Annotated in this window: 22 protein-coding genes, 1 other RNA gene, 1 pseudogene and 1 riboswitch; of the genes and pseudogenes, 4 read left to right on the top strand and 20 right to left on the bottom strand. The window is 37.7% G+C overall.

Annotated features, from left to right (window positions below; translation table 11 throughout):
• Positions 1 to 95 precede the first annotated feature (95 nt).
• From WQ54_RS00180 to WQ54_RS00205, 6 genes are all read right to left on the bottom strand, one after another.
• Entirely contained in the window at positions 96 to 1118 is a 1023-nt protein-coding gene (locus WQ54_RS00180; protein ID WP_046510473.1) for an ABC transporter substrate-binding protein, read from the bottom strand.
• Positions 1115 to 1867 carry an ABC transporter permease gene (locus tag WQ54_RS00185; RefSeq protein WP_046510475.1) on the bottom strand — a complete coding sequence of 251 codons (753 nt, stop codon included), beginning with the start codon at positions 1865 to 1867 and terminating at the stop codon, positions 1115 to 1117. The genes WQ54_RS00180 and WQ54_RS00185 overlap by 4 nt, the downstream gene beginning before the upstream one ends.
• Positions 1864 to 2628, bottom strand: a complete 765-nt coding sequence (locus WQ54_RS00190; protein ID WP_046510477.1) for an ABC transporter ATP-binding protein — start codon at positions 2626 to 2628, stop codon at positions 1864 to 1866. Before WQ54_RS00190 ends, WQ54_RS00185 begins: the two co-directional genes overlap by 4 nt.
• Entirely contained in the window at positions 2621 to 3295 is a 675-nt protein-coding gene (tenA, locus tag WQ54_RS00195) for a thiaminase II (protein ID WP_046510479.1), read from the bottom strand. Before tenA ends, WQ54_RS00190 begins: the two co-directional genes overlap by 8 nt.
• Positions 3296 to 3329: 34 nt before the next feature.
• On the bottom strand, positions 3330 to 4610 hold the full coding sequence (locus WQ54_RS00200; RefSeq protein ID WP_046510481.1) for an acetylornithine deacetylase: 1281 nt from the start codon (positions 4608 to 4610) through the stop codon (positions 3330 to 3332).
• 123 nt (positions 4611 to 4733) lie between these two features.
• Positions 4734 to 4837, bottom strand: a riboswitch (TPP riboswitch).
• A gap of 95 nt (positions 4838 to 4932) precedes the next feature.
• A complete protein-coding gene (locus tag WQ54_RS00205) occupies positions 4933 to 5913 on the bottom strand; it encodes a bile acid:sodium symporter family protein (RefSeq protein ID WP_046510483.1) in 981 nt (326 codons plus the stop codon).
• A gap of 623 nt (positions 5914 to 6536) precedes the next feature.
• Here WQ54_RS00205 and WQ54_RS00215 point away from each other — a divergent pair.
• Both WQ54_RS00215 and WQ54_RS00220 read left to right on the top strand, forming a co-directional pair.
• Entirely contained in the window at positions 6537 to 7385 is an 849-nt protein-coding gene (locus WQ54_RS00215) for a hypothetical protein (protein WP_052737600.1), read from the top strand.
• Between the two features lie 31 nt (positions 7386 to 7416).
• Positions 7417 to 8334 (top strand): VanW family protein, encoded by a 918-nt coding sequence (locus WQ54_RS00220; RefSeq protein WP_046510486.1) that lies wholly within the window; start codon positions 7417 to 7419, stop codon positions 8332 to 8334.
• 106 nt (positions 8335 to 8440) lie between these two features.
• On the opposite strand, the gene xylB is transcribed toward WQ54_RS00220, so the two are convergent.
• Positions 8441 to 9940, bottom strand: a complete 1500-nt coding sequence (gene xylB, locus WQ54_RS00225) for a xylulokinase (protein ID WP_046510489.1) — start codon at positions 9938 to 9940, stop codon at positions 8441 to 8443.
• A 279-nt stretch (positions 9941 to 10219) separates the two neighbouring features.
• Between xylB and WQ54_RS00230 the strand changes: the two genes are divergently transcribed.
• Complete coding sequence (locus tag WQ54_RS00230; protein WP_046510490.1) at positions 10220 to 11377, top strand: ROK family transcriptional regulator; 1158 nt, start codon at positions 10220 to 10222, stop codon at positions 11375 to 11377.
• Between the two features lie 280 nt (positions 11378 to 11657).
• Here the strand turns inward: WQ54_RS00230 and ssrS are convergent.
• From ssrS to WQ54_RS00280, 11 genes are all read right to left on the bottom strand, one after another.
• A non-coding RNA gene (gene ssrS / locus WQ54_RS32350) (6S RNA) lies at positions 11658 to 11844 on the bottom strand.
• Positions 11845 to 11935: 91 nt separating this feature from the next.
• A complete protein-coding gene (locus WQ54_RS00235; RefSeq protein ID WP_046510492.1) occupies positions 11936 to 12199 on the bottom strand; it encodes a DUF6171 family protein in 264 nt (87 codons plus the stop codon).
• Positions 12200 to 12485: 286 nt separating this feature from the next.
• On the bottom strand, positions 12486 to 13973 hold the full coding sequence (locus WQ54_RS00240) for an alpha-N-arabinofuranosidase (protein WP_046510495.1): 1488 nt from the start codon (positions 13971 to 13973) through the stop codon (positions 12486 to 12488).
• A 119-nt stretch (positions 13974 to 14092) separates the two neighbouring features.
• The gene (gene araA, locus WQ54_RS00245) at positions 14093 to 15577 is read right to left on the bottom strand and encodes an L-arabinose isomerase (RefSeq protein ID WP_046510497.1); all 1485 of its coding nucleotides are present in this window, start codon (positions 15575 to 15577) and stop codon (positions 14093 to 14095) included.
• Positions 15578 to 15607: 30 nt separating this feature from the next.
• Positions 15608 to 16321, bottom strand: coding sequence for an L-ribulose-5-phosphate 4-epimerase (gene araD, locus WQ54_RS00250; RefSeq protein WP_046510499.1), 714 nt, complete (start codon positions 16319 to 16321; stop codon positions 15608 to 15610).
• Positions 16322 to 16410: 89 nt separating this feature from the next.
• On the bottom strand, positions 16411 to 18111 hold the full coding sequence (gene araB / locus WQ54_RS00255) for a ribulokinase (RefSeq protein WP_046510501.1): 1701 nt from the start codon (positions 18109 to 18111) through the stop codon (positions 16411 to 16413).
• Between the two features lie 574 nt (positions 18112 to 18685).
• Positions 18686 to 19384 (bottom strand): HAD family hydrolase, encoded by a 699-nt coding sequence (locus tag WQ54_RS00260; RefSeq protein ID WP_046510503.1) that lies wholly within the window; start codon positions 19382 to 19384, stop codon positions 18686 to 18688.
• Positions 19377 to 20603 carry a sn-glycerol-1-phosphate dehydrogenase gene (locus WQ54_RS00265; protein WP_046510505.1) on the bottom strand — a complete coding sequence of 409 codons (1227 nt, stop codon included), beginning with the start codon at positions 20601 to 20603 and terminating at the stop codon, positions 19377 to 19379. Before WQ54_RS00265 ends, WQ54_RS00260 begins: the two co-directional genes overlap by 8 nt.
• 133 nt (positions 20604 to 20736) lie before the next feature.
• Positions 20737 to 21876 carry a GntR family transcriptional regulator gene (locus WQ54_RS00270; protein ID WP_046510507.1) on the bottom strand — a complete coding sequence of 380 codons (1140 nt, stop codon included), beginning with the start codon at positions 21874 to 21876 and terminating at the stop codon, positions 20737 to 20739.
• 125 nt (positions 21877 to 22001) lie between these two features.
• Positions 22002 to 23213, bottom strand: a complete 1212-nt coding sequence (locus tag WQ54_RS00275) for a serine-tRNA(Ala) deacylase AlaX (RefSeq protein ID WP_046510509.1) — start codon at positions 23211 to 23213, stop codon at positions 22002 to 22004.
• Positions 23214 to 23270: 57 nt separating this feature from the next.
• Positions 23271 to 23501, bottom strand: coding sequence for a hypothetical protein (locus tag WQ54_RS00280; RefSeq protein ID WP_046510511.1), 231 nt, complete (start codon positions 23499 to 23501; stop codon positions 23271 to 23273).
• Between the two features lie 156 nt (positions 23502 to 23657).
• On the opposite strand from WQ54_RS00280, the gene WQ54_RS00285 reads away from it, so the two are divergent.
• Positions 23658 to 23915 carry an alpha/beta-type small acid-soluble spore protein gene (locus WQ54_RS00285; RefSeq protein WP_046510513.1) on the top strand — a complete coding sequence of 86 codons (258 nt, stop codon included), beginning with the start codon at positions 23658 to 23660 and terminating at the stop codon, positions 23913 to 23915.
• 157 nt (positions 23916 to 24072) lie between these two features.
• Here the strand turns inward: WQ54_RS00285 and WQ54_RS34515 are convergent.
• Together WQ54_RS34515 and mngB are read right to left on the bottom strand one after the other, a co-directional pair.
• A pseudogene (locus WQ54_RS34515) lies at positions 24073 to 24191 on the bottom strand (glycerate kinase); the annotation flags it as partial.
• A gap of 156 nt (positions 24192 to 24347) precedes the next feature.
• A complete protein-coding gene (gene mngB / locus WQ54_RS00290) occupies positions 24348 to 26954 on the bottom strand; it encodes a mannosylglycerate hydrolase (protein ID WP_046510515.1) in 2607 nt (868 codons plus the stop codon).
• Between the last annotated feature and the right edge of the window lie 37 nt (positions 26955 to 26991).

Raw genomic sequence — 26991 nt, forward strand, 5'->3', positions numbered from 1 at the left:
CGGTGCCTAGCCCTTCTAGATTCTAGACAAAATAGCCTTCAATACAAAATTATCTTATTTGTCCGTACTGACTAAGGCGCTCTGAACTTTTATTCTTACTCCGCAATATTAACAAAAATATCATCTACAGCAGGTTCTTTTTCAATTAAGTCAGCATCCTTCATCCAGCTAATGGTTTCTTCCCATTGTTCTTGGCTTTGACTGCCAAAGCCTTCCTCTGACTTCATAAGCGGTAATAGAATGTCCAAACTTTCCGTCTCTACTTCTTCTACTAATGGAAAGTTTGCTTCATCTTGATTCGTTAATAAGATGTTTAACGCTTCTTCTGGATTTTCTGCAGTAAATTCATATCCCTTTGTTGCAGCACGCCAAAAACCTTTAATACTTTCTTGTTCTATCTCCCAGGTTTTATCACTCGTTACTGCGATAAGCTCATTATAGCTTGGGATACCATAATCTGTTGGGTTTATATTACGAGTTGCATGGCCTTCATGTTTTAATACAGGTACCTCATGATTAATATAAGCCCCAACGACGGCATCTACCTTTTTACTAACTATGGATGATCCTAGCTCAAAGCCAACATCAATCATTTCTACGCTTTCTGGATTTCCGCCATCTGCTTTCACCATTGATTGAATAAGAGATTCATTAAGCGGAATTCCAGGATACCCTACTTTTTTTCCTTCTAGATCCTTTGGTGATTGAATTTCGCTATCCTCTGGAAAAACAACCCGATTTAAAGGGGAACGGACAATTGCCCCTACAGATTTAATGTTCACATCTTGATTTGCACGTGCAATAATGACATCTGGCTGATAGGAAATGCCTAATGTCACTTGACCGGCAGCGGCTAAATTAATAGGATCTGTCGGGTTAGCTGGAAATTGAATATCAACATTTAAGCCTTCTTCTTCAAAATAGCCTTTTTCCTGTGCCACATATAAAAAACTGTGAACGGCATTAGGATACCAATCCAGCATAATACTTATATCCTTTAACTCTTTTATTTCTTTTTCTCTGCTCGCAGTTTGCTTTGATGTGCTGTTCTCTCCGACAGAACATGCTGTCAGCAGCACAAGCATCATGCATAATAATAGCAATAAATATTTTTTCATTTTGTTTTCCTCCATCTTAGTGTTCTTCTTTCCATCCAGCCGACTAGCAGAAAAAGTAAAACCCCTACTGCTGATAACAAAATGATCGGAGCAAAAACACCAGCTCCATCAAATTGTGTCATCATTCTCCGGCTAAAATAACCTAACCCTGCTTGAGCACCGATCCATTCACCTATAGCAGCCCCAATGACACTAAGAGTAACGGCAACCTTTAATCCGGAAAAGAAATGCGGCGCACTTGCTGGAACTTGAAGTTTAAAGAATAAATCTCTTTTACTCGCACCCATTGTTAATAATAAATCCCGGTATTCCTTGTTTGTTGAGCGAAGCCCATCATATGTATTAACAGTTATTGGGAAAAATGTGATAAGGACAGTTACAACAACCTTGCTCCAGATCGTATAACCAAACCAAAGGACAAAGATTGGAGCAAGAGCAATGATTGGAATGGTTTGTGACGAGATGATGATCGGATAAAAGGTTCTTTCAGCCGTTTTACTTAGGCTCATCCAAACAGCTAGGCCAACTCCAAAAACAATCGAAATTATAAGGCCAATCACAATGATTAATAATGTTGCCGGTAAATGTTCGAAAAATAAGGGAGCTTTTATTTCCCATAACTTATAAACAATATCGGATGGGGCCGGTAAAATAAATCCCAAATCAACAATTCTTGCGCAGAATTCCCAAATGAATAGAAAGCCGATAACAAGAAGACTTGCAGCAGCATACTTTTGGAAAAACTTCATGATTTCCTCCTAGCTCGAAGCTGGTCAATTAAATAATCCTTCAGCTTAATCACTTCAGGCTTATTTAAATCCTTTAACTCTCGCGGGCGCTCAAGTGGAACCTTAACTTCCTCAAGTTTGCTTGACGGCATATCTGTAAAAATAAAGATTCGATCTGATAAAAACAGAGCTTCGTTGACATCATGTGTAATAAAAAGAATCGTTTCCTTGCGTTTTTCCCATTTGGATAGGAGCCACTCTTGCAAGGAAATTCTTGTAATGGCATCAAGGGCACTAAATGGTTCATCCAAAAGCAGAACCTCTGAACCGCTTAATATCGTGCGCAGAAAAGACACCCTTTGTCTCATCCCGCCGGATAAGTCACTAGGGAAGCAGTCTTCCACACCTTTCAGTCCGAATTCTTCAAGTAGACCCAGGACCCGCTTGTGTGCTTCTTTTTTGTTAACCCCATTTATTTCTAAAGGAAGTGCAGCATTTTCGACAATTGTTCGCCACGGCAGCAGCAAATCTTGCTGAGGCATATAACCGACCTTCCCAAGTCGGTTTGATTCTAATTTATTCCGTAAAAAGATTTCACCTTCTGTTGGTTGTTCCAGACCTGTCACCAATTTAAACAATGTGCTTTTGCCAGATCCGCTTGGACCAATGATACTAACGAACTCCCCTTCATTTACCTGAATATCAAAATCTTTTAAAATTGGCGTTTTTCCTTCTTCATAGTGAAAGGATACATGTTGAAACTTCAATACTGAATTACTCATCGATTGGCCACATCGCTTCGTTATAAGCCATATCCCAAAACATGTATTCAAATCGTGTGGTATTAAGAAAAATCTCCTCCAATTTTTCCAGCTCCGCTTCAGGCTTACCCTCTGCTACTTGATCCATTAACTCTATACACCATGTTGCAAGCTGCCCAAATTCATCTGAAGCATACATGTTTATCCATTCTCCATAAAACACATGCTCACTTGCCCCTTCGATTTTTTTAAGCTCTTTGCCGATCTCCCAATAGCTCCACATGCAAGGAAGCAATGCGGCAACAAGCTCTGCAAGCGTACCATTTTGGCTTACATGTAACATATAATGTGTGTATGCAAGTGTTGTTGGTGAAGGTTTTGCTGTTTCCAGCTCCTCATCAGTAATTTCAAATTTTTTCGCATATTGGCGATGAAGCTCCATTTCTTCATTAAGCGTTGAATCTAGTAATTTAGCAAATTTCCCCATCGTCTCTAGGTCTGTCGCTTTTACAGCACCTAAAGCAAAAACCTTTGCATATTCAATTAAATATAAGTAATCCTGTACCATGTAAAATCGGAACTTTTCCTTCTCCAATGTACCATTTCCCATTTTCTGAACGAACGGATGGGCATGATTTCGATTCCATATTGGCAGTACCTTATCATAAAGCCTTTGACTAAGTTTCATCCTTTTCCCTCCTAAATTTCTTTAACAAATCGAGTCAAGCTCGTTCTGTATGACACCAGTCATAAATAAACGCCAAAATAACCTTTGTATAAGAAATAAGCTGTTCTATTGGAAGTTTCTCATTTATGGCATGCGCATTTTGTAAGTTTCCTGGTCCATAAATCGCTGTAGGAATTCCTGCCTCACCTAACCAGCCGCCATCTGTTACTGAAGGAGAGACATCGACAATCGCCTGATCGTTTAATATGGCCTGATGTGCTGAAGCTAATTGCTTCACTCCGAGATGATCAGGATCAACCTCCAGTGAAGGAAAGATTTCTCCGCGATCAACAATCATTGATTTCCCGCCCCATTCGAAAGTAGGCGGATTTTCTCTAAGCCAAGGATCAGCGTTCGCCACATTTTGTATATGTGTTTCAATTTCGTTTATGATTTGCTCATACGTTTCATTTGGATAATAGTGAACCGTAATCCATAGCCTGCATTCGTCAGCTATAAAAGCTGCATGCCGTCCCCCTTCAATAACTGCAGGATTTATTGTGTTTGTCCCTGGCATAAACCCTGGATAACATTTCGTCACAGCCCAATGCCGTTCAAGCTCTTGCAGCCCCTGAATAATGTTTGTCATTTTCTCGATTGCGCTTGCACCAAATAACTTTCCTCCTGCATGAATCATTTGTCTACGTGTTGCATCATGAAAGGTTTGCGGGCTCTTTACCGTAATCCATCCTGTAATGACACCGCCTTGACCTTGAATATGTAAATCACTTGTGTCAACTACAACAGCAAAATCTGCAGTATATCCCCTTTTGCAGCATTCCAATGTCCCAGCCTCGCCGACCTCTTCACCAATGACCGACTGGAAGGTTAAATTACCAGGGAGTTCAATCCCTGCTTCATGTATTAACTGTATAGCGAACAATGCACCGGCTAAACCGCCTTTCATATCAGCAGCACCTCGACCGATAATATTCCCGTCCTTTACAACAGGATAAAAAGGGTGCACCTCCCATTCTTCATCCTCACTGACTTCTGCTACATCAATATGACCATTAATGATTAAGCTGTTAAAGCGATCTGAAGCAGTCCCAATACGAACTCCAACAACATTCGGATCATTGGGATAAACATCCCACATATCAATCGTGAAGCCTTTTTCACTTAAAAAATCAGCAACAAATTGTTGGGCTTCCTTAGTGTTTCTTGCAGGCGGTGCTGGTGTTTTATATTCGATTAGCCTTTTAAGCAATTCAATCAGCTCATCTTTTCGGGAATCAACTTGTTCTACTAATTGCTGAATATGATCTGCTGCCATTGTTTTGCCTCCCCATCCTTTTTTCAGAAATGAAAAAACCACTTCTCATTTGAAGAAGTGGTTTGAACATACAAAATTATGTATAAACATCCAAAACAATAATATTTTCCGACGTTTATCAAATATTTTCAAACACCTCTTCCCTACGCTAGTATTATCTAGATCAGGTAATAAGGGTCAAGGCTTCATGCCTCTCTCAGCTTTTAAAAGCTCCCCTAGCGGTGAATTCTATTAAATTATGCTACAATCATTTCAATCATTGATTATATTATTTTTAACACAATCTATCTTTTTTGGCAACAGAATTAAATTACGCAAGGCTTTATAATCCACTCACATTGTCCACAAGCTGTTTATTTGAATGAATGATACGGTCCTCATATCGTTTAAACAAATAACCAAATATGGATGCCAGGACTTGCTGAAACAGCATTCCGATAATTACAGGGACTGCGACAGCAGCTGGAAAATATTGAACGGCTATAACAGCTCCAGCACTAATATTGCGCATTCCGCCAGTAAAGATCATCGCTACTTTTGTTTCCCGATCTCTTTTTAACCAGTTCGCTACCATCCAAGTTAGTAAATATCCGAAGAAAGCAAGAATAAAAACAGTCACAGCTATTATAACAAGCTTCGCCGTTATATTTGATAAATAAGGGGCTACAACAGCTCCATTGATCATAACAACCAAACCAAGACCAAGTTTAGAAAATGGGGCTAATGCTTTCCCTGCTTGAACACTTTTCTCTTTAGAAAAATGATTCAGCGTCATACCTAATATAGATGGTAAAACGACCATATATAACAATCCGTACATAATCGATAATATACTAATTTCTACTTTCTGCCCAACAAGAAAAGAAAGAGTATGAGGCACAAGGAACGGAGATAAGATCGTATCAAGCAAAATAATCGAAAGGGCCAATGCAATATTGCCTTTGTAAATCGTTACCCAAATGAAGCTGGTTATGCCAGTAGGAATAACAGCAGCAAGCACAAGTCCGGTCGATGTAAAAGGGTCATTTGCAAAGATTAGATGTCCTGCCCCCCATGCAATGACAGGCATTCCTAAATGCAAAACAAATAAAATAATAAGTAAGGGAAGCGGACTTTTTAGTGCACCTTTAAGGGAAGAAAAGTTTGAGTTAAGACTACCTGAGAAAGTTATTATAGCAAAAATCCAAGGGATTAAAAATGATAAAGACGATAAATGATTAGCAAAGATCACACCCAATATGACGCTTACAGGTGTAAGGAATGGCATAAATCTTTCAAGCTGCCGATTAAATGTTTGAAGCATTACGCATTCTCCTATTCTAAAATAGAACCAATTATTTAAGGAAAATTCTGAATTCTTTTGTATTTTCCTTCCCTTAGTGAATATTTCTTTACATAAATTTTAACACAATAACTTAAAAAAAGTAGCCTCATTATTCCTTAAAGAAGAGCTACTTTTTTTATCGTTTACTGTTGTTACACGAAAAAAATTAATCGTCAATTGAATTGCAGACTACATTGATAAAATGACTGATAATGTCAATGTAAGCCTCCCTGGAAGATTAGAGGGAAAACTAACACAAAAATTATTAACCCTTTATATCCTTATATTTTTCACGAAGAATGTCTTGGAAATCCTGTTAATTTTCCAATATAAATTTGCTTTGTTGGAAAAGTTAGTCTTGCCCCAGTTTATTAAAATAGTTGGGAATATTTTATATGTATATTGTAAGACGATTAGAAATGTAAGTCAATTTAATTTCATCACTCTAATCAGTAGGTTTAAACTTATCCTGTTGAAACTTTATTTAGACCAGCATGTTCATTTTCTTCTTCAATTTTCCATTTTAATTCAAGTAATGTTTTTTCTAACTAAGCACAAACTATCATTATTAAAAAAATGAGTTACGGAGATGACATGTTATTGTGAAAAGCTTTATTGTTACCATTGGATTATTCATTTTTATGAATTGTTTTTGGAACGAATTTACATATGCTGCTTCTAATGAAAATAGACAAACTCCAATAAGTTTCCAAATAACCCTTCAAAATTGGGAAGCTGTTAACAAGATTTTGCCCAGGAAATCAATCTTTACAGTTATTGATGTAGAAACTGGTAAAAGCTTTGATGTACAGCGAAGGGCCGGCAGCAGACATGCAGATGTTCAGCCCATTACCAAAAAAGACACGAAGATTATGAAAGAAATCTATGATGGAAGATGGAGCTGGCGAAGAAAAGCTGTCTTGATTCTTGCCAATGACAGTTTAATCCCTGCCTCAATGCACGGCATGCCGCACGGTGCGGGAGCGCTTCAAAATGGATTTCCCGGCCATTTCTGTATTCATTTCCCTGGAAGCACAACCCATCGCTCAGGAAAAGCCGATCTATCTCACCATGTGATGATATTGAAAGCCGCAGGGAAAATTGACGATTATTTCACAAACCTTCAAGCAGAACAATTATTAAATGTTTTTCTAGTGACGATTAAAAACCACGATAACGAATTAGCAGCAAAGCTATCAATAAGTAATCAAAAAAAATGGAAAAATAAGCTTAGTACTATTAAACAGATTGAAGCCATTCAGTGGACAATTTCACAAACAAATGAAGAAGAGTCTCACTATTCAATAGTCACTCAAATTCCTGTTGAGGTAAAAATGTTTATTAAGGAAAATGGAGCTGTTAAAGCAAACCTTGTTTTTACATTAGTGAGAACTTCACCTCTTTCACCATGGAAAGTTAATATTGATCCATTGCTAACTACAATTAACTAATATTAAGAAACGGAAAAGGGGTAGGGCATATATGAAGATGATTTTAGTGCTATTATTGCTGGCTTTACAGCCTGCCAATATTTCTGAGGATATATCATTAACCTATGAGGGTGAAAAAATACACAGCATACATCGCTCAGAGTATGCTCTGCCCCCTTTTGGCCAATCCGTGATCGATCAGGAAAAATATAGTCAACTCGAAAAACAACTGGAAACATCAGTTTTTAAAAAACCAACAGATGCAACCATTGACGAACATGGACATTTAGTGAGTGAAAAAATGGGCTATCAGCTTAACCGAGAGAAATTCAAAGAAGCATTTTATCAGTCTTTTTTTAATGAAGGAACAACTTCTATAGAAATCCCTGTCAGAACGATCTACCCGAAGGTTGACAGTGAATTATTAACAAGCATTAGCTCAAAAAAAATCAGCCAATATATTACCTTTTTTAATAGTAGAAACAAAGAACGCTCACACAATATCCAATTAGCGTCTAATGCGATCAATAACTATGTGGTGTTTCCGGGAGAAACATTTTCATTTAATGCTGTTGTTGGAAAACGGACAGTTGAAAAAGGGTACCTGCCAGCACCTGTGATTGTAAGAGGAGAATTATCGGAAGGTGTGGGCGGCGGAATATGCCAGGTTTCCTCCACCCTGTTTAACGCAGTAGATCGAGCAGGGGTAAAAATTCTCGAACGTTATTCACATAGCAGAAGAGTGCCTTATGTTCCGCCAAATCGGGATGCAACAGTAAGCTGGTATGGTCCGGATTTTGTCTTTAAAAACCTACACAACCAGCCTCTGCTAATCCGCTCAAAAGTAATCGGGGGCCAGTTAATCATTGTCATTCTCTCTTCCGATTCTTTTTCGGATACTAAACGAGAGGTACCAAGTGCACCAGATACTTTGCCTAAAGAAGAACAAGTGAACAAAGATCCTCATTAGGGCATTTTTAAATAACTGAAACTAAATCAAAGGGTTCCGCCACAAACACTTATTTAAGACGTAAATAGTGCTTAACGATCATCGTGTCTGGACCCTTTTCATTAGTTCATTTTCTAAATTTCGCTAAGCCTTCATTCAAGCCTTTAGTTTGTTGATAAACTTCTCTATATAGAGTAAAAAGTTCCTGATACTTTTCAACGTTTTCTTGAATTGGCATATATGTTTTAGCCGGATGAATAAAGAGATCAGCTATTTCTTGAAGCGAGCTTGACCAACCAGCACCGTATGCTGCAAGAATAGCGGCTCCTATGCCTGGCCCTTGCTCGCTTTTTAATTTAATAATTTTTGCATTGAAGATATCCGCTTGAATTTGAAGCCATGTTTCATTTTTTGCACCGCCGCCAATGGAAGTAATCGTCTCGATTTTCTTGCCGCTGTCACGGAAAATTTCAATGGATTCATGTAAGGAGAATGTAATTCCCTCTAATACGGCACGAACAAAATCCTTTTTTGTATGAGAACCTTCCATACCGATGAAGCTGGCACGAATAGTTGGATCAGCATATGGTGTTCTTTCTCCAACTAAATAAGGTGTGAATAATAATCCATTTGAGCCAACCGGAACTTCTTCGATCCCATCCAATAATGCTTCAAATGTCTCATTTTCAGCAAACACATCTTTAAACCAGCTTAAACTATATCCTGCCGCTAACGTGACTCCCATTGTATAAAAAGCATTTTCTTTACCATGGTTAAAATAATGAACCTTTCCAGCGAAATCACGATTATTCCTCTCTTCATAAGATAAAACAACCCCAGATGTTCCAACACTGCAGAGCGTATTTCCCTCTGATAAAATACCAGAACCAATTGCTCCGCAGGCATTGTCTGCTCCTCCAGCAAAAACTTTTGTGGCAGGAGAAAGTCCTGTTTCATTTGCAAATTGTTCTGTTAACGTTCCTACACATTCATGTGATTCGACGAGCGGCGGACAAAAATCATGCTTGATTTCAAAAAGATCGCAAATTTCCCTGCTCCATTCTTTTTCTCCGACATTTAATAATAATGTTCCGGCTGCATCAGAGTATTCACTGTGTATTTCTCCGGTCATTCGAAAACGCAAATAATCCTTTGGAAGCAAAAATACTGATGCTTGTTCAAAAATATGTGGTTCATGTTCTTTTACCCATAATATTTTTGGCAAGGTAAAGCCCTCTAATGCCGGGTTTTTTGTAATTTCAAGTAATCTTTCCTGACCAACAACATCATAAATCTGTTTACATTGAGGAGTCGTTCTCACATCATTCCAAAGGATAGCATTTCGTAAAACATGATGTGATGGATCTAATAAAACAAGTCCGTGCATTTGTCCTGAGAAACTTATGCCCTCAATATCATTTACATCACCTGTAAATTTTTTTATAAGCTCTCCAAGACCTTCACGTGTTTTATCTACCCATTGTTCCGGTTCCTGTTCACTATACCCAGATTTCTCATGGATTAAAGGATAGGATTTGGAAATTTCATGAGCAACATCCCCATTTTTATCCATTAATAAAATTTTTACCGCACTTGTACCTAAATCAATCCCAATCACATATTTCATTCTCAAAACCCCTTATGATAAAAGATAAGGATTTGCGCTTAGACAGATCCTGAAAGTAAACCCTTACAAATAAATTGTTTTTAAAATCTGAATCTAGTATTTAACGTTACTATAATTTGTAGAAAACTAATTAAAATTATATCATTGGGAAAAATGTTTGTCTATCCAATAAACTAAGTTTATACTTTTAATGAGAACGTTTATAATGAAGGAATACCTCATAAGAAATAATTTGCTCTACTAAAAAATAAAATGACATGTTGAAATTAGGTGACGTATTTGAAATCAATAACTTGGAATCAGCAGGTAGTAAAGAAAAACAACACATCATTAGTCTTTCAAACCATCACACAGCAAGAACCAATTTCGCGGGCTGATATTGCTCAACAATCCGGCTTAAATAAAGCTACTGTTTCCTCACTTGTCAATGAATTGCTGGAAAAGCAGCTTGTATATGAATCTGGACCGGGAGAATCCAGCGGCGGCCGCCGACCAGTACTCCTCCACTATAATCGTGTTGCAGGATATTCAATCGGAATTGATGTAGGAGTAAATTATATTTTAGGGGTTGTAACGGATTTAAAGGGAAAAATCATTACTGAACACCATGTACGGATGAAAAATTCTTCTTTTGAATCAGTAATTGACCAAGTAAAAACGATTATTAAAACCTTAATAAAGGATGTCCCTAAAAGCCCTTATGGAATTATTGGAGTTGGGATCGGCATACCTGGTATCGTTGATAAAAAAGGAAAAGTACTGCTTGCGCCAAATTTAGGCTGGAAGAATTGTGAAATCAAACAAACAATTGAAGAGGAATTTAATCTTCCTGTCATTATTGAAAATGAAGCAAACGCTGGGGCCTATGGTGAAAAGCAATTTGGTGCAGGGCAATCTTTCCATGATATTATCTATGTTAGCGCAGGTATCGGGATTGGTGTAGGACTGATTTTAAATAACCAGTTATACCAAGGTGTAAATGGCTTTTCAGGTGAAATGGGACATATGGTTATTCAAACGAATGGCGCTCCATGCAGCTGTGGAAGCAATGGTTGCTGGGAAGTATATGCATCTGAGCATGCCCTGCTAAACAGGGCAGAAGATGAACAGACACTGGAGTCATTGATTGAATTAGCCAAGAAGAAAGACAAACATGCGATTTCATTATTTAAAGAAATCGGTCAATATTTAGGATTTGGAATAAATAATATTATTAACACCTTTAATCCTGAACAAATTATTATTGGAAACCGCTTAGCAATGGCAAAAGAATGGATTGAGCAGCCACTGTTAGAAATCGTTTATTCTCGTGCTCTTTCATTTCAACAAAAAGACCTGCAAATTAGCTTCGCTAAGCACTTAACCCATTCAGCTGCTCTAGGTGTTGCTGCCTTTACAGCAGAGGGCTTTATTAATCGAGAATTAAAGGAGTACTAAAATTTGCGGCTGGTTTGTGACAATGAAACCAGCTTTTTTATCTTAAACCACTGTGAAACTTTCCTGTTCTTTCTGCTACAAGCACTCATCTTAATGTGTGGTTCCAATGCCTTTGCACTCTGGACGCTTAGTTAGGTCTCTCCTGCCCTTTATCTCTCACAGGAGTCTCACGTTTGCGTTCCAAAGTTGTGGAGCGCTTTTCCATAGTTTTAAAATTTTATCATTTCAAAAAGCATAAAAAATCCGGCATCCATATAGGAGACCGGATTAATTATTGAGATAAGGTGCCGCGATTGCCGCATCATCATTATAGAGTTTTAGACCACCACTCCTACAAGTGGGTGTTCGCAGAAGCTTTCGTATCTTCCTCTACATGTGGAGGCTTGATATTCCGTCTTCAATGTAAAACTCCCTATTTCAGCTTAAAGGTTAAAACTTTATAAAAAATGCGTACAGCGCAGCTTGTATTGTTATAATACTAGATTAATGCAATAAATGCAATAGGGAAATCTCCTAAAGCTAATGTCATAATCATCGTGTTTTTTAGATAAATGCTGATTACCACCTAGAACCATTTGGATTCGGACATGTTTTAGCAGAAAATTTCGCCCTATATTCAACAAGACATCCACTATGTGAACAGGTAGTGCCATAGACCAACGATGGACAGGCTGTACAAGTATTAACTCTCTGGTCGTATATGGTTTTTGTCACCATAACAGTTGGGTTAATTTTGCTCTTTGAAAGGATCTGATCCACTTCTTGCCTTTTTACAATAACATTTCTCGTACATCCCTTACAAATCGTCGTGTTATCTCTCATTGAAGGTCACCCCTTATAAGAAAAGCGCAAGCGTCTTGCCTAGCCTCGGGCAATAAGATGAATTGAATTAGAGGGCGCGTCCTTTGCCTTCAATTCCAATTTGATTAAGACCCTAGAGGGGCTAGGCTCCGGAGCTAGTCACAAAAACAAAAACTATGTTAAAAATTAATATTTACTATTAAAAAAGGTCTGCCCTTATATCCCAATCTTGGTGAGCAGTAAAACCCCAATGTTGGAAGTCTTACACTATTTATAGACAGACCCTTACTTCGTAAAAACTTCTTAATTATTCAATTGTAAGTAACACAACAGACATTGGCGGTAATGTAACATCCAATTGTTCATTCTCAATTGATGCTTGAGTAAACTCAGTTGGCTTTACAACCTCTGGCTGTTCAAACGTGTTATGAGCATCAATTGTATCAGCTGTAAGAATTTTACCTGATAGACTTGAAACTTGTTCTTTTAATCCGCGCAGCTGAATTGAAAGAGATGCAGATTCTTTATGATCGATATTACACAAGCTAATGTTAATTTTGCCATCCTTGTCTTTTGATGCAGAAACGGTTACTTGCGGAAGCTCTTGATCATTGTATTTAAAAGTACCAACAGCTGCTTCAACTGCTAAATTTGTCGCGTCCTGATGAACCTTATACATATCAAATACATGATATGTTGGAGTAAGAATCATTTTTTCTCCTTCTGTCAGCACCATTGCTTGCAGTACGTTTACAGTTTGTGCAATGTTTGTCATTTGCACACGATCACTATGCTTTTGGAAAATATGGAAGTGAACCGCAGCAACTAATGCATCACGAATTGAATTTTGCTGGTAAAGGAATCCTGGGTTTGTTCCCTCTTCAACATCAAACCATGTTCCCCATTCATCTATAATCATACCTACTCGTTTTTCAGGATCATATTTATCCATAATTGTGCTATGCTTTGTAATTAACTCGTCCATATGAAGAGCTTTTTTCATGGTGATAAACCATTCATCTTCTGGGAAATTGGTCGCTGAACCTTTGCCTAACCAGAAGTCTCCTGGGATTGTGTAATAATGAAGGCTAAGACCGTCCATGAAACGGCCAGCCTCACGCATAAGTACCTCTGTCCAATTGTAGTCATCTACATTTGCTCCACCGGCAATTTTATAGATTTTGTTGTCACCATAGTTTCTTACATATGTTTGGTAACGGCGATAAAGATCTGCATAATATTCAGGGCGCATGTTTCCGCCACAGCCCCAGTTCTCATTTCCAACTCCAAAGTATGTTAATTTCCAAGGCTCTTGTCTGCCATTCTCTTGACGCCAGTTTGCCATTGGAGATTCGCCATCAAATGTCATATATTCTACCCATTCAGACATTTCTTGAACAGTACCACTGCCTACATTACCACAAATATATGGCTCACAATTTAACATTTCACATAGCATCATAAATTCATGTGTGCCAAAATGGTTATTTTCAACAACGCCGCCCCAGTGTGTATTTACCATGCGTTTACGATTTTCTCTCGGCCCAACGCCATCTTTCCAATGATACTCATCAGCAAAGCAGCCTCCTGGCCAGCGAAGAACCGGGATCTGAATTTGTTTTAGCGCTTCCAAAACATCATTGCGAATTCCATTAGTATTCGGGATTGGTGAATCCTCGCCTACCCAAATTCCTTCATAAATACAACGACCTAAATGTTCTGCAAAATGACCATAAATATTACGGTTAATCGTTCCTTTTTCAACATCTGCATTAATTACGATTGAATTTTTCAATTCTGATCATCCTTTACAAAAGATTATAAGAAAACGAGGTTGAACCAAAGCTCTGCTATTTTCATAGACTTTTGTGTTTATTTCCATCGCTTTAGTCAACCTCGCTGTTTTTTGGCTAATTATTTATAGATAACATCGTTCCAACGTAATTCATTAATGAATGCATGTTTGTTTGTGTCATTATTAATAAGTACACACTCAATTCCTACTAAGTCAGCCCAGTCTCTTAGTTGTTCTGTTGTCACTTTATATGAATAGACTGTGTGGTGGGCACCGCCGGCGATGATCCAATTCTCAGCTCCCTCACTTAAAGAAGGCTGTGGAGTCCATAATACTCTTGCAACTGGTAAATTTGGCAATTCAATTTCAGGCTGTATCGCATCAACTTCGTTTACAACAAGGCGGAAACGATGGCCAAGGTCAATGATTGAAGCGTTAAGGGCAGCACCGCTTTTACCGTCAAAGATCAGGCGAGCTGGATCTTCTTTTCCGCCAATACCTAATGGATACACAGCAATTTTCGGTTTTGTTGCTGTAATAGTAGGACAAACCTCAAGCATATGTGATCCAAGCACAAGTTCATTTCCTGGCTCAAAGTGGTACGTATAATCCTCCATAAATGAAGTGTCTTCATTATCAGCAATGATTTTAGAGATACGAACAAGTGCAGCCGTTTTCCAATCACCTTCACCAGCAAAACCATAACCTTGAGCCATTAAACGTTGAACGGCAAGACCTGGTAATTGCTTCATACCATGAAGATCCTCAAAAGTAGTTGTAAATGCAGTATAATTGCCTTCCTCTAAAAATGCCTTCATCCCCAGCTCAATTCTTGCCTGATAGCGAATTGACTCACGGACTGATCCATCAACAAGTCCTTCAGAAACAATCTCATACTCTTCTTCATATTCCTTCATTAAATCATCTACTTGTTGTTCAGAAATATCATTCATACGTTGGACTAAATCACCGATACCGTATCCATTAATAGTCCAGCCTAGCTTAATTTGCGCCTCTACTTTGTCGCCTTCTGTAACAGCAACACGTCTCATGTTATCACCAAAACGAGCAACTTTTAGATGCTGGCTTTCAGAGAATGCGACTGCTGTACGCATCCAGCTGCCGATTTTGCTTCTAACGTCGCTATTTTCCCAATGTCCAACAACTACTTTACGTTTAACATTTAATCTAGTTGCCATGAAACCAAATTCACGGTCACCGTGCGCAGATTGATTGGTATTCATAAAATCCATATCAATGCTATCCCAAGGGATATCACGATTAAATTGTGTGTGTAAATGCAGCATTGGCTTTTGTAAGGCAGTAAGGCCTGCGATCCACATTTTTGCGGGAGAGAATGTGTGCATCCAAGTAACGATACCCGCACAGTTTTCATCTGCATTTGCTTCTAAGCATAATCTGCGGATGGAATCAGCCTCTTTTAATACTGATTTAAACACCAATTTGTACGTAACTGCAGGATCACGATCAAGCGCTTCTGTAATAACTCTTGAATTTGCTTCAACCTCTTTAATTGTTTCTTCTCCATATAAGTCTTGACTTCCTGTGACAAACCAGAATTCATAAGGTTTTACTGTTAACATGTTGGTTTCCCCCTTGAGATATGATTATGATTATAAATTTATCTTTGAAGTTGTTTGGCCATAGTATGCGTTAGCACCATGTTTACGTAGATAATGCTTATCTAATAGAAATTGGTCAATTGGCTGGACACTCGGATTTAATTGAAACGTGTGTAAAGCCATTTTTGCCACTTCTTCTAACACCACTGCATTATGGACGGCTTGCATGGCATCTTTTCCCCAGCAAAATGGTGCATGACCTGATACTAGCACACCAGGCATAGCTGCTGGATCAAGTCCTGCCTTTTCAAATGTTTCGATGATAACATTTCCTGTTTCCAACTCATAAGCACGAGTTATTTCTTCCTCAGTTAAAGGTCTTGTACATGGGATTTCCCCATAATAATAATCAGCATGTGTTGTGCCTAATGCAGGAATTGCACGACCAGCTTGTGCCCAGCTTGTTGCCCATGGTGAATGTGTGTGAACGACACCACCTATTTTAGGAAATGCTTTGTATAACGCTAAATGAGTAGCAGTATCTGATGAAGGTCGCAAATCACCTTCCACAATTTCTCCTTCAAGATTAACAACAACCAAATCCTCTGCCTTTAACTCATCGTAAGCAACCCCGCTTGGCTTAATGACTACAAGACCTTTTTCTCGATCAATGCCGCTTACATTCCCCCAAGTAAAGGTGACCATTTCATATTTTGGTAAAAGTAAATTTGCTTTAAGTACTTGTTCTTTCAATGTTTCAAGCATTTTTTCATCTCCCCTCTTTATAAGGTGGGACAATCGATCAGAATGATCTTTTGCTCCACCGTCTCGATTAGGATTGTCTCTGTCATTTATTATTGTGAAACTTCTATTTTTTCTTGAGTTTTAGAAGAACTCGCTTTCTTAATTTTCTTCAGGTTCTTCATGACGTTATTTTCGCCGCGGCCGAAATAATCATATAAACGTGTATACTCCGCAAACAATTGATCATAAACGTTTACATTATCTCGTTTTGGCTGATAAACCTCATCTTTTAATCTAGCCATCTCTTTTGCAGCATCTTTTATATCATCGTAGCCGCCGCGCTCTTTACCAGCTGCAACAGCCCCAAACATAGCAGATCCTAAAGCAGGAGTTTGTGAAGAGGCTGAGATTTTAATTTCCATATTTAAAACATCAGAGTAAATTTGCATCATTAGCGCATTCTTTTCAGCAATACCGCCGCAGGCATAAACTTCATTAATCGGAACCCCGCTATTTCTGAAAGCTTCAACAATTGTACGTGTTCCATACGCTGTTGCTTCAATAAGTGCGCGATAAATTTCTTCAGGCTTAGTGAGTAATGTTGCTCCAAGTAAAACACCTGTTAAATCAGCATCAACTAATGTTGAACGATTTCCATTCCACCAATCCAAAGCGACTAAACCGCTTTCACCAACCTCAAGCTGGGCTGCTTTTTCTGTCAACAACTGGTGAATGTTTACTCCTTTTGCCTCTGCCTCTTTGTAGTAGCTAGCAGGAACACAATTTTCAGTAAACCATTCAAAGTGATCTCCTACACAAGATTGACCTGCTTCGTACCCCATTAATCCAGGGATGACACCATCTTCAACGACTCCGCACATACCAGGAACAACCTTTTCTTCGTCACCTAATAAAATATGGCAAGTAGATGTTCCCATGATCATTAGCAGTTTTCCAGGTTCCGTAATACCTACAGCTGGAACCGCAACATGCGCATCAACGTTTGCAATTGCCACTGCAGTTCCTGGGTTAAGACCAAGTAACTTCGCAGCTTGCAAAGTTAACTCCCCCGCTTTTGATCCAATTGGGAAGATTTCATTTGATAACTTTTCTTCTACTACATTTTCTAAGCGTTCATCTAAAGCTTTAAAAAACTCTTTCGTTGGATATCCTTCTTGCTTATGCCAGATCGCCTTGTAACCAGCCGTACAGCTATTTCTTCTCAAATCACCAGTTAATTGAGAGATAACCCAATCAGTTGCTTCAACAAATTGGTCTGTCGCTTCATAAACCTCCGGCGCTTCATTAAGAATTTGCCAAAGCTTCGGAACGAGCCATTCAGAAGAGATTTTTCCGCCATATCTTTGCAGGAACTTCTCCCCTCTTGTTTCAGCGATTTCGTTTAAGCGATTAGCTTCATCCTGTGCTGCATGGTGCTTCCAGAGCTTAACATAGCCATGTGGATGATCTTTAAATTCTTCTGTTAAGCATAAAGGTGTTCCATGCTGATTAATCGGTAAAACGGTACAAGCCGTAAAGTCAATTCCAAGGCCGATTACATCATTTGGAGAAACATTTGCTTGTTTTAATATTTCCGGTATCGTTATTTCTAACACTTCCATGTAATCTGTTGGATGCTGTAAGGCCCAATCATTTTCAAGCTTTGTTACACCATCTGGTAAAAATTCATCCATCACTCCGTGTGTATATGGTTTAACGGCAGTAGCAATCTCTTTTCCAGTACCAATTTCAACAAGAACAGCTCTTCCAGACTGTGTTCCATAGTCTACACCAATTGAATACTTTGCCATTTTAATCCCCCCAGCCTTTTTCTATTAATCAATTAATCTTCATTTATAATTAGTTTCATTTTGCATTATCCGTACAAGTTAGAGAAGTAATTAACAATCATTAACAAAAATCCGCTTTCATTCCGTAAATATCTTAAAAATCACTCAACTTATACGTATAACCTTAAGTTCATTTTAGCACTTCTCTCATTTTTTTCAATACAAATTTCAGATTTATTTTCGCAAATTTGTACTTTTTATTTATTCGCCGCCTAACTCATCCTTACAAGTTGGTTTTATTGTTTTAAAGTTAATTTTTTCCGGTCATTAGTCATTGTTTAGTGGTCTTTTTTTGTGGGTGAATCTTTGGAAGATGTAGAAGAATAAGGGGATGCAAAACTCTTTGATGAGCAGCATATTTAGGGGAAATTTGTCAACCATGCCGATTTATTTAAAATATATAATCTATGATTAATATTAATCGGCTAAGAGTAAAAAGAGACTGGATCAAACGTTTAAAGCTCCTCTGAATACATTGTCTTAAATGTTGAGGAATTCCTAACGATTTTGAATCAGTCTCTTTTCTTTCTTCCCTCTATGAAAAAACACCACGGTAATCTGTAATTATTTTATTTGGAGTATGAGTAGTTTCCGCTTCTCGATTTCGATGATTAAACCAAATACAATTCCATCCTGCCTCAATCGACGGTGCAATATCATTTTCCCATGTATCACCTATATAGCAGCATTTATCAGGCTCGATCTGTATTTGTCTGTCCACATATTCAAAGATTCTTTTGTCAGGCTTAGCAATTCCTATTCCATTAGAGATAAAAATCAGCTCCGCCGGTATCACCTGATCAAGTTTTAAAGCAATTATTTTATTCATCTGGTGATTAACAGGACCGTTTGTTAATATGCCGACAACAGATTTACTTTTCTGTAAATCTTTTATCATTTCAATTACTCCTGGAAAAGCATGTATCTGTCGTTGCTCAAGTTCATAGCGTTCCTGTATTGCCAATGCTTGTTCTGTTGTTATATTATGTTCAAAATCTTTAAAAGCATTTGTTAATCTCTCAACTCTTAATGCTTCCAGACTGATTTGTCCCTTCGTGTGAAGCTTCCAAAGAACATCACTAAAATGCCGTACCCTCTTGAATAACGCCTCGATGTTTATGGATGATGCCTCAATCTGACAATATTCCAAAGCCAGTTGAAAAGGTGATAATTGATCATATAGAGTGTCATCCAAATCAAAGAAAACAGCCTCAATCTCTTTGCAATTAAGCATAGTGATGATTCCCTACATGCTCATTCCAAAATGCAAGCATAGTATATCGGTTTTTCCTTAATAAGTGTGCTTCGCTTAAGCTGTTCCGTACAAGGTCTGTGCTAATTTCAAGATGAGAAGGATGGACAGGACCATCTAATTTTTGTAATAAATCAGAGAGCATATTTGCTTCTGGCAGTGAATGTAACACTTCGAGAACAGCTTGCTGCTGTTGGATTACCATATCAAGCTTTTCCCTTGTTTCTTGTTTCAGCTCCTCTAATTGCACTGAATTAGATACGAGCTGTAACACATCATTTTTATATAAATCTAAAATTAATTGTGCTGAAACGCCAACTTTAGCTCCGTGCAGTACTTGGGGTTTGTTTTGCTTTAAAAATTCCATTTCCCAAAAATGGGATAAATGATGCTCCCCGCCCGAAGCTGGTGAAGAATGTCCAACTAATAGCATAGCTAGTCCTGATTGAATAAGGGCTTCTATTAAGATTTTTATTCCTTCCTCATCTGCTGCCGAAATTTGTTCAATATGCCTCACACATTTTTCCAATGCTTCTTCAGTTAATTTGGCAGAGAGCGGACAATAAGGTTCACCTGCAATAAGATGCGAAAACTTCCAATCTGCTAACGATGTGTATTTGCCTATCATATCTCCAAAGCCAGCAGCAATCAATTCCCGCGGCGCTTTTTGCAAAATCCCGATGTCAGCAAATAATGCAATTGGCGACTGCATTTGAAAGGTTGTTTTTATTCCTTTAATCACAACAGGGGCTCCCATTGAATTAAATCCGTCAACAGAAGGTGCAGTCGGAATGGAGATAAACGGTTTTCCCATCTTAAAGCTTGCAAATCTTGTAATATCGTGAATGGTTCCGGAACCGACTGCAATAGCCACATCCGTATCCTGCGAAATACCTAACATTGCCTCTATTAGCGCTGCTTCATCTGCTACAACATCATTTTGTTCATTAGGTTGGATGATCACAACCTCAAAGTTAATCTTATCTTCTTCTAAAAGGGCTGAAAGTCTTTCTCCAGCGATATCATAGGTAGTTTGGTCCGCGATAATGGCTGCCTTGCGAAACAATTTTTTCTGCAAATAAGCAACCGCTTCTTTTAATGCCATATGGCTGATCACAATTTCTTCAATCGAAATCTTATAATGCTGGTTTCCACATGTACATGCTTCGGACAGGTTTGATAATTCATTTAAAGCGATCATTGATATTTCCTCCTTATTGGTAAAATACTGCCTAGTAAACTTTTAAACTACCTATATATCACTCACAATAGCTGCCATTAAAATGAGGTAGACCACAATCCGTGTTACCTCATTACCCTGATGCAATGTGAGATTATATACCATGTGTAATATTTGAATGATGTTCTTTCACTTCACTTGTTGAGTTCCTTATAACTAACTCTGGCTCATACTGCTTCTGCCTGTTTTCAACTAACTCATTGTCTCTATTTTCTACAGCAGCAACAATCCATTTTGCCGCTTCAACTCCCATTTCCATCTTTGGGTGTGTAACAGAAGTAATTTTAATTTCTGAAGCCTCAGTTAAATAGGAATCATCATAGCCGACAATGGAAAGATCTTCAGGCACTTTAATTTCAAGCTCTCTTAATACATTCAATACATTGATGGCAATTTCATCGTTATAGCAAATAATTCCTGTAGGTCTATTATCTTTTGACATTAAAAGATGTTTTATCTTGTGCAGCAATCCCGTCTCTTTTTCTTCAGTTGTAAACGTAACGATCATCTCAGGAAAAAAGGGGATCTGATTTTCCCTAAAGGCCCTGATAAAACCTTGCATCCGGTTTAATCCTTGGATATCATCACTTTTAAACAGACCAATTATTTTTTTATGACCTAGCTTAATTAAGTGATCCGTTGCAATAAACCCGCCTTTTTCATCATTTAAAATAATATTTGGCGGATTTAATTGCGGATAATATTGATTAATCATTAAATATGGAATATGATTCTGTTCCATTTCCAGGTAATAATGGAGATTTGGGTTATAGCTGCTGCTTCGCGTAGGTTCTACAATCAGCCCATCGATATTCCGATTCAGCATCGCTTCTAAACATTGCTTTTCTTTTTCAGGATCATTATCCGTACAAGCAAATGTCAAAGAATAACCGTGTGAGGATAAATATGATTCAATTCCTTTTATAATCGAAGGGAAAATATAGTCAGATATATAAGTTGTTATAACTCCTATGTTTTTTCCCGCTGAACGCATTGGTTTTATTTGAGCTTGATTCGTTCTATTTGCTACAAACGTACCTGCGCCCTGCTCTCTATATAACCAGCCTTCATGAACAAGATCACCGACAGCTTGGCGGACAGTATGCCTGCTAACCTGAAACAATTTTACAAGTTCATTTTCTGAATATATTTTTTCACCAGGAGAAACCGTTCCCTCGGTAATCCAGTCTTTAATTTTTTGTTTAACCATACTGGCTTTTGTTTGTTGAGCCATTATGTCACCACTTTCAGCTTGTATGTTACTAATCAAACTTATTCGTACAACTATATTGATTATACACTATGTACATACAAATTTAAAATGGTCTTTCAATTGAATGTTTAAAAAGATTGTTTGTTTTATTGTTCCAACAACTCATGTTGTAATTGCCTTTCCAACTCCATCAACAAATGCTCTCCAGTAACGATTTTTTCACCCCCGCCTTGGGCAAAAGATTCGTTTCCTCCTCCTTTCCCATTGATCAAAGGCAATACCTTTTTGACTAATTGGTTCATATTTAATGCTTGATTACTTGAACATACAAGTTGTAACTTGCTTTCATTCTCCGTAACAAATAAGACAACACACTCGTTATTTTTTGCTGTTATCATTCTTGCTAATGGCTGTAAGTCAGAAATTGGACGGTTCTTAAATAGTGATTTTATCATTTTAATGCCGCCATTTTTGTCCGTCTTATCAATCAATCTGATTGCTTCATGCTCTATTAGCTGAGAGGTTAACTCCTCTACTTCCTTTTCTAATCTTTTAGAATTCTGTAAAAGCCGATCCGCAGCTTCCTTCATTTTTTCTTGAGGGGCATTTAATATGGTAGTTAACCCTTGAATAACCCGTTGTTTTTCACGAAGCTGCTTTAACACTCTGTCTCCGCAAACAAAATGAACGCGAATATTTTTCTTTTGTTTCTCCCAATTCAAGATGCTAATTGAGCTTACCTGCCCAGTTGAAGCAGGATGTGTTCCGCCACAGCCGTTATAATCAAAATCAGGTATAATGACAAGACGTATATCGTCTGATACGGACAACTCTTTTCTTAGAGAATACTTGGAAAGCTCTTCTTCTGTTACCCATTTCGATTCTATTGGCCGATTTTCTATGATAATATGATTGGCCATTTCCTCCGCTGTTCTTGCCTCATGTTCAGTAAGATTGGCAATCTCGAGATCAATCGTACAAATCTCATTCCCTAAATGAAAACTTACTGTTTTAAAGCCATGTTTATTCTCAAAAGCAGCAGATAAAATATGTTGTCCGGCGTGCTGCTGCATATGATCAAAACGGCGTTCCCAATTTAATTCTCCAGTGACATGATCCTCACCATTCAATGGCACCTCGATAAAATGCCGAATTTCGCCATCAATTTCCTCTACATCAAGAACATTTACGCCGTTTATTGTTCCAATATCATGAGGTTGTCCGCCGCCAGTAGGATAAAAAGCAGTTTTGTCTAACACTGCATAATAGCGTCCCTTTTGGTCCATGTCCTGTCTTGCAAGCTTGGTCGTAAATGAACGCAAATATGAGTCTTGATAATATAATTTTTCAGATACCATTTCCCCACTCCTTTATACATCATTTTAACTTTACTATAGCATAAAGGATAACACGATTTACTCACCAATATTGTTTTCAAACCATTCTTGTAGGTCTTTTACAGATGTAAAGCTAAAGATTTCTTCTCCATTTTGGCCGTTGTCAAAACCTGTGTTTCCTCGAAACGTAATTTGTCCTTCTGTATCAGAAATCAAGATTGCAAATGGATGATGAATGTTGATATATCTCCCATCTAAATCATGATCAAGCCATCTTTTGCTTTTTAAAAATTCGTGACAATTCTTCACTTTTAACTCCTCCTTACTTTCTTTTATTGTTTCTTTATCAATGAAAAAAATGTGCTGGCATACAGCGAGACTACATCAGTTAGTTTTTTCTGTACATTAAGATTGGGATAAAACTTGTACTAATCTGAAAAACTAAAGGTAAGGAGGGATTGTTTCATGGCAAGAAGAAGAAATAAATTACTTGTACCAGAAGCAAGAGATGGGGTAGATCAATTAAAGGCAAAGGTCGCTAACACCCAAAAGCCTGAAGAGGCAAAGTTTGAAGTCGCAAAAGAAGTAGGTGTTCCGCTTCAGGATGGCTATAACGGAGGCTTAACCTCCAGACAAGCAGGGAAAATTGGCGGCAATCTCGGGGGGAATATGGTCAGAGAAATGGTGAAGATGGCTGAGCAGCAATTGAAGAATCAAAAATGAAATGGATAACCCACTCGACCACTTTGGATAAGGAATAAGTTGTGTTCGAGTGGTTCCTATAGTAATCTTTTTTAATCACGTTGAGTTTTTCCATAGTCAATTCAAAAAATACAAAATGGAGTTTTACAAATGGACCGATTATGCGCTTTTCAACAGTTGTGGAATCTACAAAATGATTGCACTGCTCCTTCCCCTCCATGCTATTAGAGGCTTTACATATTCCGCTTCAGGGAAGATCTCTTTAAAGCCATTTTCGATTGCTTTTGAAACTTCTATAGTTGATTAGCTTTCTTTAAATAAATCAGTGGCAATCACAACCTTCATCCTTTTTCCTCCTCATGGGATCCACTTATACAAAGAAAACACCACCCTTTTCATTAGTAAAACGTTCGTCCTGATGAAAAGAATGGTGTTATGACTACTACCATTCAACTAAAAAATGATAGTTCTTACTTGATTTTTCTTAATATCAATTGAAATTTCATTGTCTGCAATCTCTATTTTATTTATTGGCAGCTCATTTAAGTTAGCCAAAAAAGCAGCTGAAATCGTACGATTTAATTTAAATGAAGCCGTTTTTTCTTTATTCGTTGGGTTGTAAAAACGCAATACAAATTGATCTTCCTTTTCAGATTTTTTTAACGTGCTTAATACCGTATCCGAATGTAGTTCCTGTAAGAAGCTAAAGCTTAGCGGTGTTTTGATTTGGGCCTTATTTAGCTTCATTGCGTCATATGGAATTTTATTATATAGATGAATCGGTGTTAAATATTCCTTCGCCATGCGGCCAATATTTGCCTTTTCTGTTGATTCTTCATGGGTGACGATGGCAAATTCGAATGATAGGTTGCCAAGCATCTGTGAATCAGGAGTCGGTAGTTTTATCCCGGACGGACGACCTGGTCTTCTCAACAGCTCTTCCTTTCCTAATACCCCAACACTGCGGAACAGTGTAACAGCGATTGTGTCATAGTTTTCGCCAATAATTTCAAATTCTCTTGTACTATTAGTTAAAACACCCACACCGTATTCGTCTGTTGATAACCCGACAAAGCTTAACATAGGGTAAATAGAGTCTGGACGCTCATCCCAGCCTTCATCTTCCCACACATCCATCGCAGCATCATATACATCACGCTTAATTAAACCAAACTGGTTATCAGAAAACGAGAAGGAAGATGCGATACCAGTTGGAATAAGAGCTCTTAACCGATGATCTTCAGCATGGTTAACAATATCAAATTTCACTTCAATAATTGGTTTATGATTAGCAATTGATAACTTTAGACGAATATCAATTGTGCTATTCATTTTTTGCTCTTTTCGATCTGTTAAATTAGCTGGTACCTCTAGTGTATATTTGATATCAATGGTAGCTGCATATTTATTTTGTTTCATTTCAACCTTTGCTTTTACCTTGTCACTATAGAGGATAGGATCATTTGGCAGTGGTGAAAAATCATACTCATCACCATCATCACCGGAATTTTCAAGAAGCAGCACATTTTTAAATTCTTTATCAAGCTGCTTATTATATATATTTAAGGAGCCATTTGAATTAACTGTTATATTATAGAAGTTAGTTTCAACAACGTCTTTTGAAACAATTGTATGGTTCAGCTCTTTTTGATCTTCTTTTACAAAATACGTTTTATAACCTAGAGAAGGAAGATGATCCTCTAATTGAATGGTATATTTAATAAATGGATCATAATTTCCATAATGTACAATTTGACGATCAATTAATCCCGGATCTATGATTTCTTGAGCGATGACCTCAAAATCAATGTTATTTCCAGCATCGTCAATTAAATGAAAGGATTTGAGCTTAGAAATAATGGATGTTGTAATAACCTCTTTACGTTCGTATGGAAGTAAATTAAAAGCTGCTACTCGATCGACATTTAATTCAGTATCCATTGAATCAACAATTTTACGCTTGTAAAATTTTATCAGTTCATCAACTTTTTCCTCGGCAATGAAGAAACGATTATAGATTTCTTGATGCACTTTATCTGAACAGCAGCAGCCAATACTATCATGAGCATGATTTTTCATGATCTCCTTCCAAATAAGCTCGATTAGCCCATGCGGATATTCAAAACCAAGACTGTATGCAATAGATGCCAGTGGTTCTAAAATATTGGTTATTTTATTTTCAATTCTTGTATTTGCTGCTTTAATGTCCATGCGAGTTGAAAAAATACTGCGGTGGACACGCATATATTTTCCATCTAAAAACTCACCCTGTAAGGCAGGCAGATTTTGCTTTTCTAGTTGATCAAAAACATCCTCATACTTGCTTAAAAAGAATTCCCGATCAGGATATAGCTTTTGAAGTTTTTCGATAATAGTAAAGATATTTTTTTGAATCGGCATTTGATCATGACCATTTGGTAATATGATATGTTCAGTGGTTGCACCGCGATCTAAAACAGGAAAATATTTATCCATCCGTTGTTTAAGCTTTTCTTCATCCTCCGGCAAATATTTTCCAATTGCATAACCTAATGGAAACAGCTGGACAAGCACTTTCGAGCCGTCGTCTGATTCCCAATAAAATTCTGTCTTATTTGTACCATGCCGTTCAGATGTCCCTCTCCAAAAAATGGAGTGTTTAATATCAAATCCATTTAAAATTTGCGGCATTTGCGCTGATTGTCCGAATGAATCAGGCAGGTAGCCAATTTTCATATAGCTTCCAAATTCTTCACTATCCTTTATTCCATATAATAGGTTCCTGACAATGGATTCGCCTCCGACAACCATTTCATCTGTTTGGGTATACCAAGGCCCAATGATTAGCTTTCCAGCTTGGACAAGCTTTTTAATTCGTTCCCGATTCTTAGGCTTAACTGCAAAATAATCTTCTAAAATAGATGTTTGCCCGTCTAAAACATAATAGGGATAATCCGGGTTGTTTTCTAGCATCTCCATTATTTCTTCCATATTATTTACTAATAAAATTCTCGATTCTTCTGTTGAGAAATACCATTCACGATCCCAATGCATATGTGGTACAATATGAACCTTTTTCATGTTGACCTCCTGTTGTTTTCGTATTGTTTACTTAATA

Source organism: Bacillus sp. SA1-12 (assembly GCF_000981385.1).
Taxonomy (GTDB): domain Bacteria; phylum Bacillota; class Bacilli; order Bacillales; family Bacillaceae; genus Metabacillus.

Bases quoted from the DNA above. Each gene is read 5' to 3' on its own strand.
- WQ54_RS00235 (WP_046510492.1), bottom strand. From the start codon at position 12,199: ATGAGAGATAACACGACGATTTGTAAGGGATGTACGAGAAATGTTATT.
- WQ54_RS00220 (WP_046510486.1), top strand. From the start codon at position 7,417: ATGAAGATGATTTTAGTGCTATTATTGCTGGCTTTACAGCCTGCCAAT.
- araD (WP_046510499.1), bottom strand. From the start codon at position 16,321: ATGCTTGAAACATTGAAAGAACAAGTACTTAAAGCAAATTTACTTTTA.
- WQ54_RS00260 (WP_046510503.1), bottom strand. From the start codon at position 19,384: ATGCTTAATTGCAAAGAGATTGAGGCTGTTTTCTTTGATTTGGATGAC.
- WQ54_RS00200 (WP_046510481.1), bottom strand. From the start codon at position 4,610: ATGGCAGCAGATCATATTCAGCAATTAGTAGAACAAGTTGATTCCCGA.
- WQ54_RS00285 (WP_046510513.1), top strand. From the start codon at position 23,658: ATGGCAAGAAGAAGAAATAAATTACTTGTACCAGAAGCAAGAGATGGG.
- WQ54_RS00270 (WP_046510507.1), bottom strand. From the start codon at position 21,876: ATGGCTCAACAAACAAAAGCCAGTATGGTTAAACAAAAAATTAAAGAC.
- WQ54_RS00185 (WP_046510475.1), bottom strand. From the start codon at position 1,867: ATGAAGTTTTTCCAAAAGTATGCTGCTGCAAGTCTTCTTGTTATCGGC.
- xylB (WP_046510489.1), bottom strand. From the start codon at position 9,940: ATGAAATATGTGATTGGGATTGATTTAGGTACAAGTGCGGTAAAAATT.
- WQ54_RS00275 (WP_046510509.1), bottom strand. From the start codon at position 23,213: ATGGTATCTGAAAAATTATATTATCAAGACTCATATTTGCGTTCATTT.
- mngB (WP_046510515.1), bottom strand. From the start codon at position 26,954: ATGAAAAAGGTTCATATTGTACCACATATGCATTGGGATCGTGAATGG.
- araA (WP_046510497.1), bottom strand. From the start codon at position 15,577: ATGTTAACAGTAAAACCTTATGAATTCTGGTTTGTCACAGGAAGTCAA.
- araB (WP_046510501.1), bottom strand. From the start codon at position 18,111: ATGGCAAAGTATTCAATTGGTGTAGACTATGGAACACAGTCTGGAAGA.
- WQ54_RS00190 (WP_046510477.1), bottom strand. From the start codon at position 2,628: ATGAGTAATTCAGTATTGAAGTTTCAACATGTATCCTTTCACTATGAA.
- tenA (WP_046510479.1), bottom strand. From the start codon at position 3,295: ATGAAACTTAGTCAAAGGCTTTATGATAAGGTACTGCCAATATGGAAT.
- WQ54_RS00205 (WP_046510483.1), bottom strand. From the start codon at position 5,913: ATGCTTCAAACATTTAATCGGCAGCTTGAAAGATTTATGCCATTCCTT.
- WQ54_RS00265 (WP_046510505.1), bottom strand. From the start codon at position 20,603: ATGATCGCTTTAAATGAATTATCAAACCTGTCCGAAGCATGTACATGT.
- WQ54_RS00180 (WP_046510473.1), bottom strand. From the start codon at position 1,118: ATGAAAAAATATTTATTGCTATTATTATGCATGATGCTTGTGCTGCTG.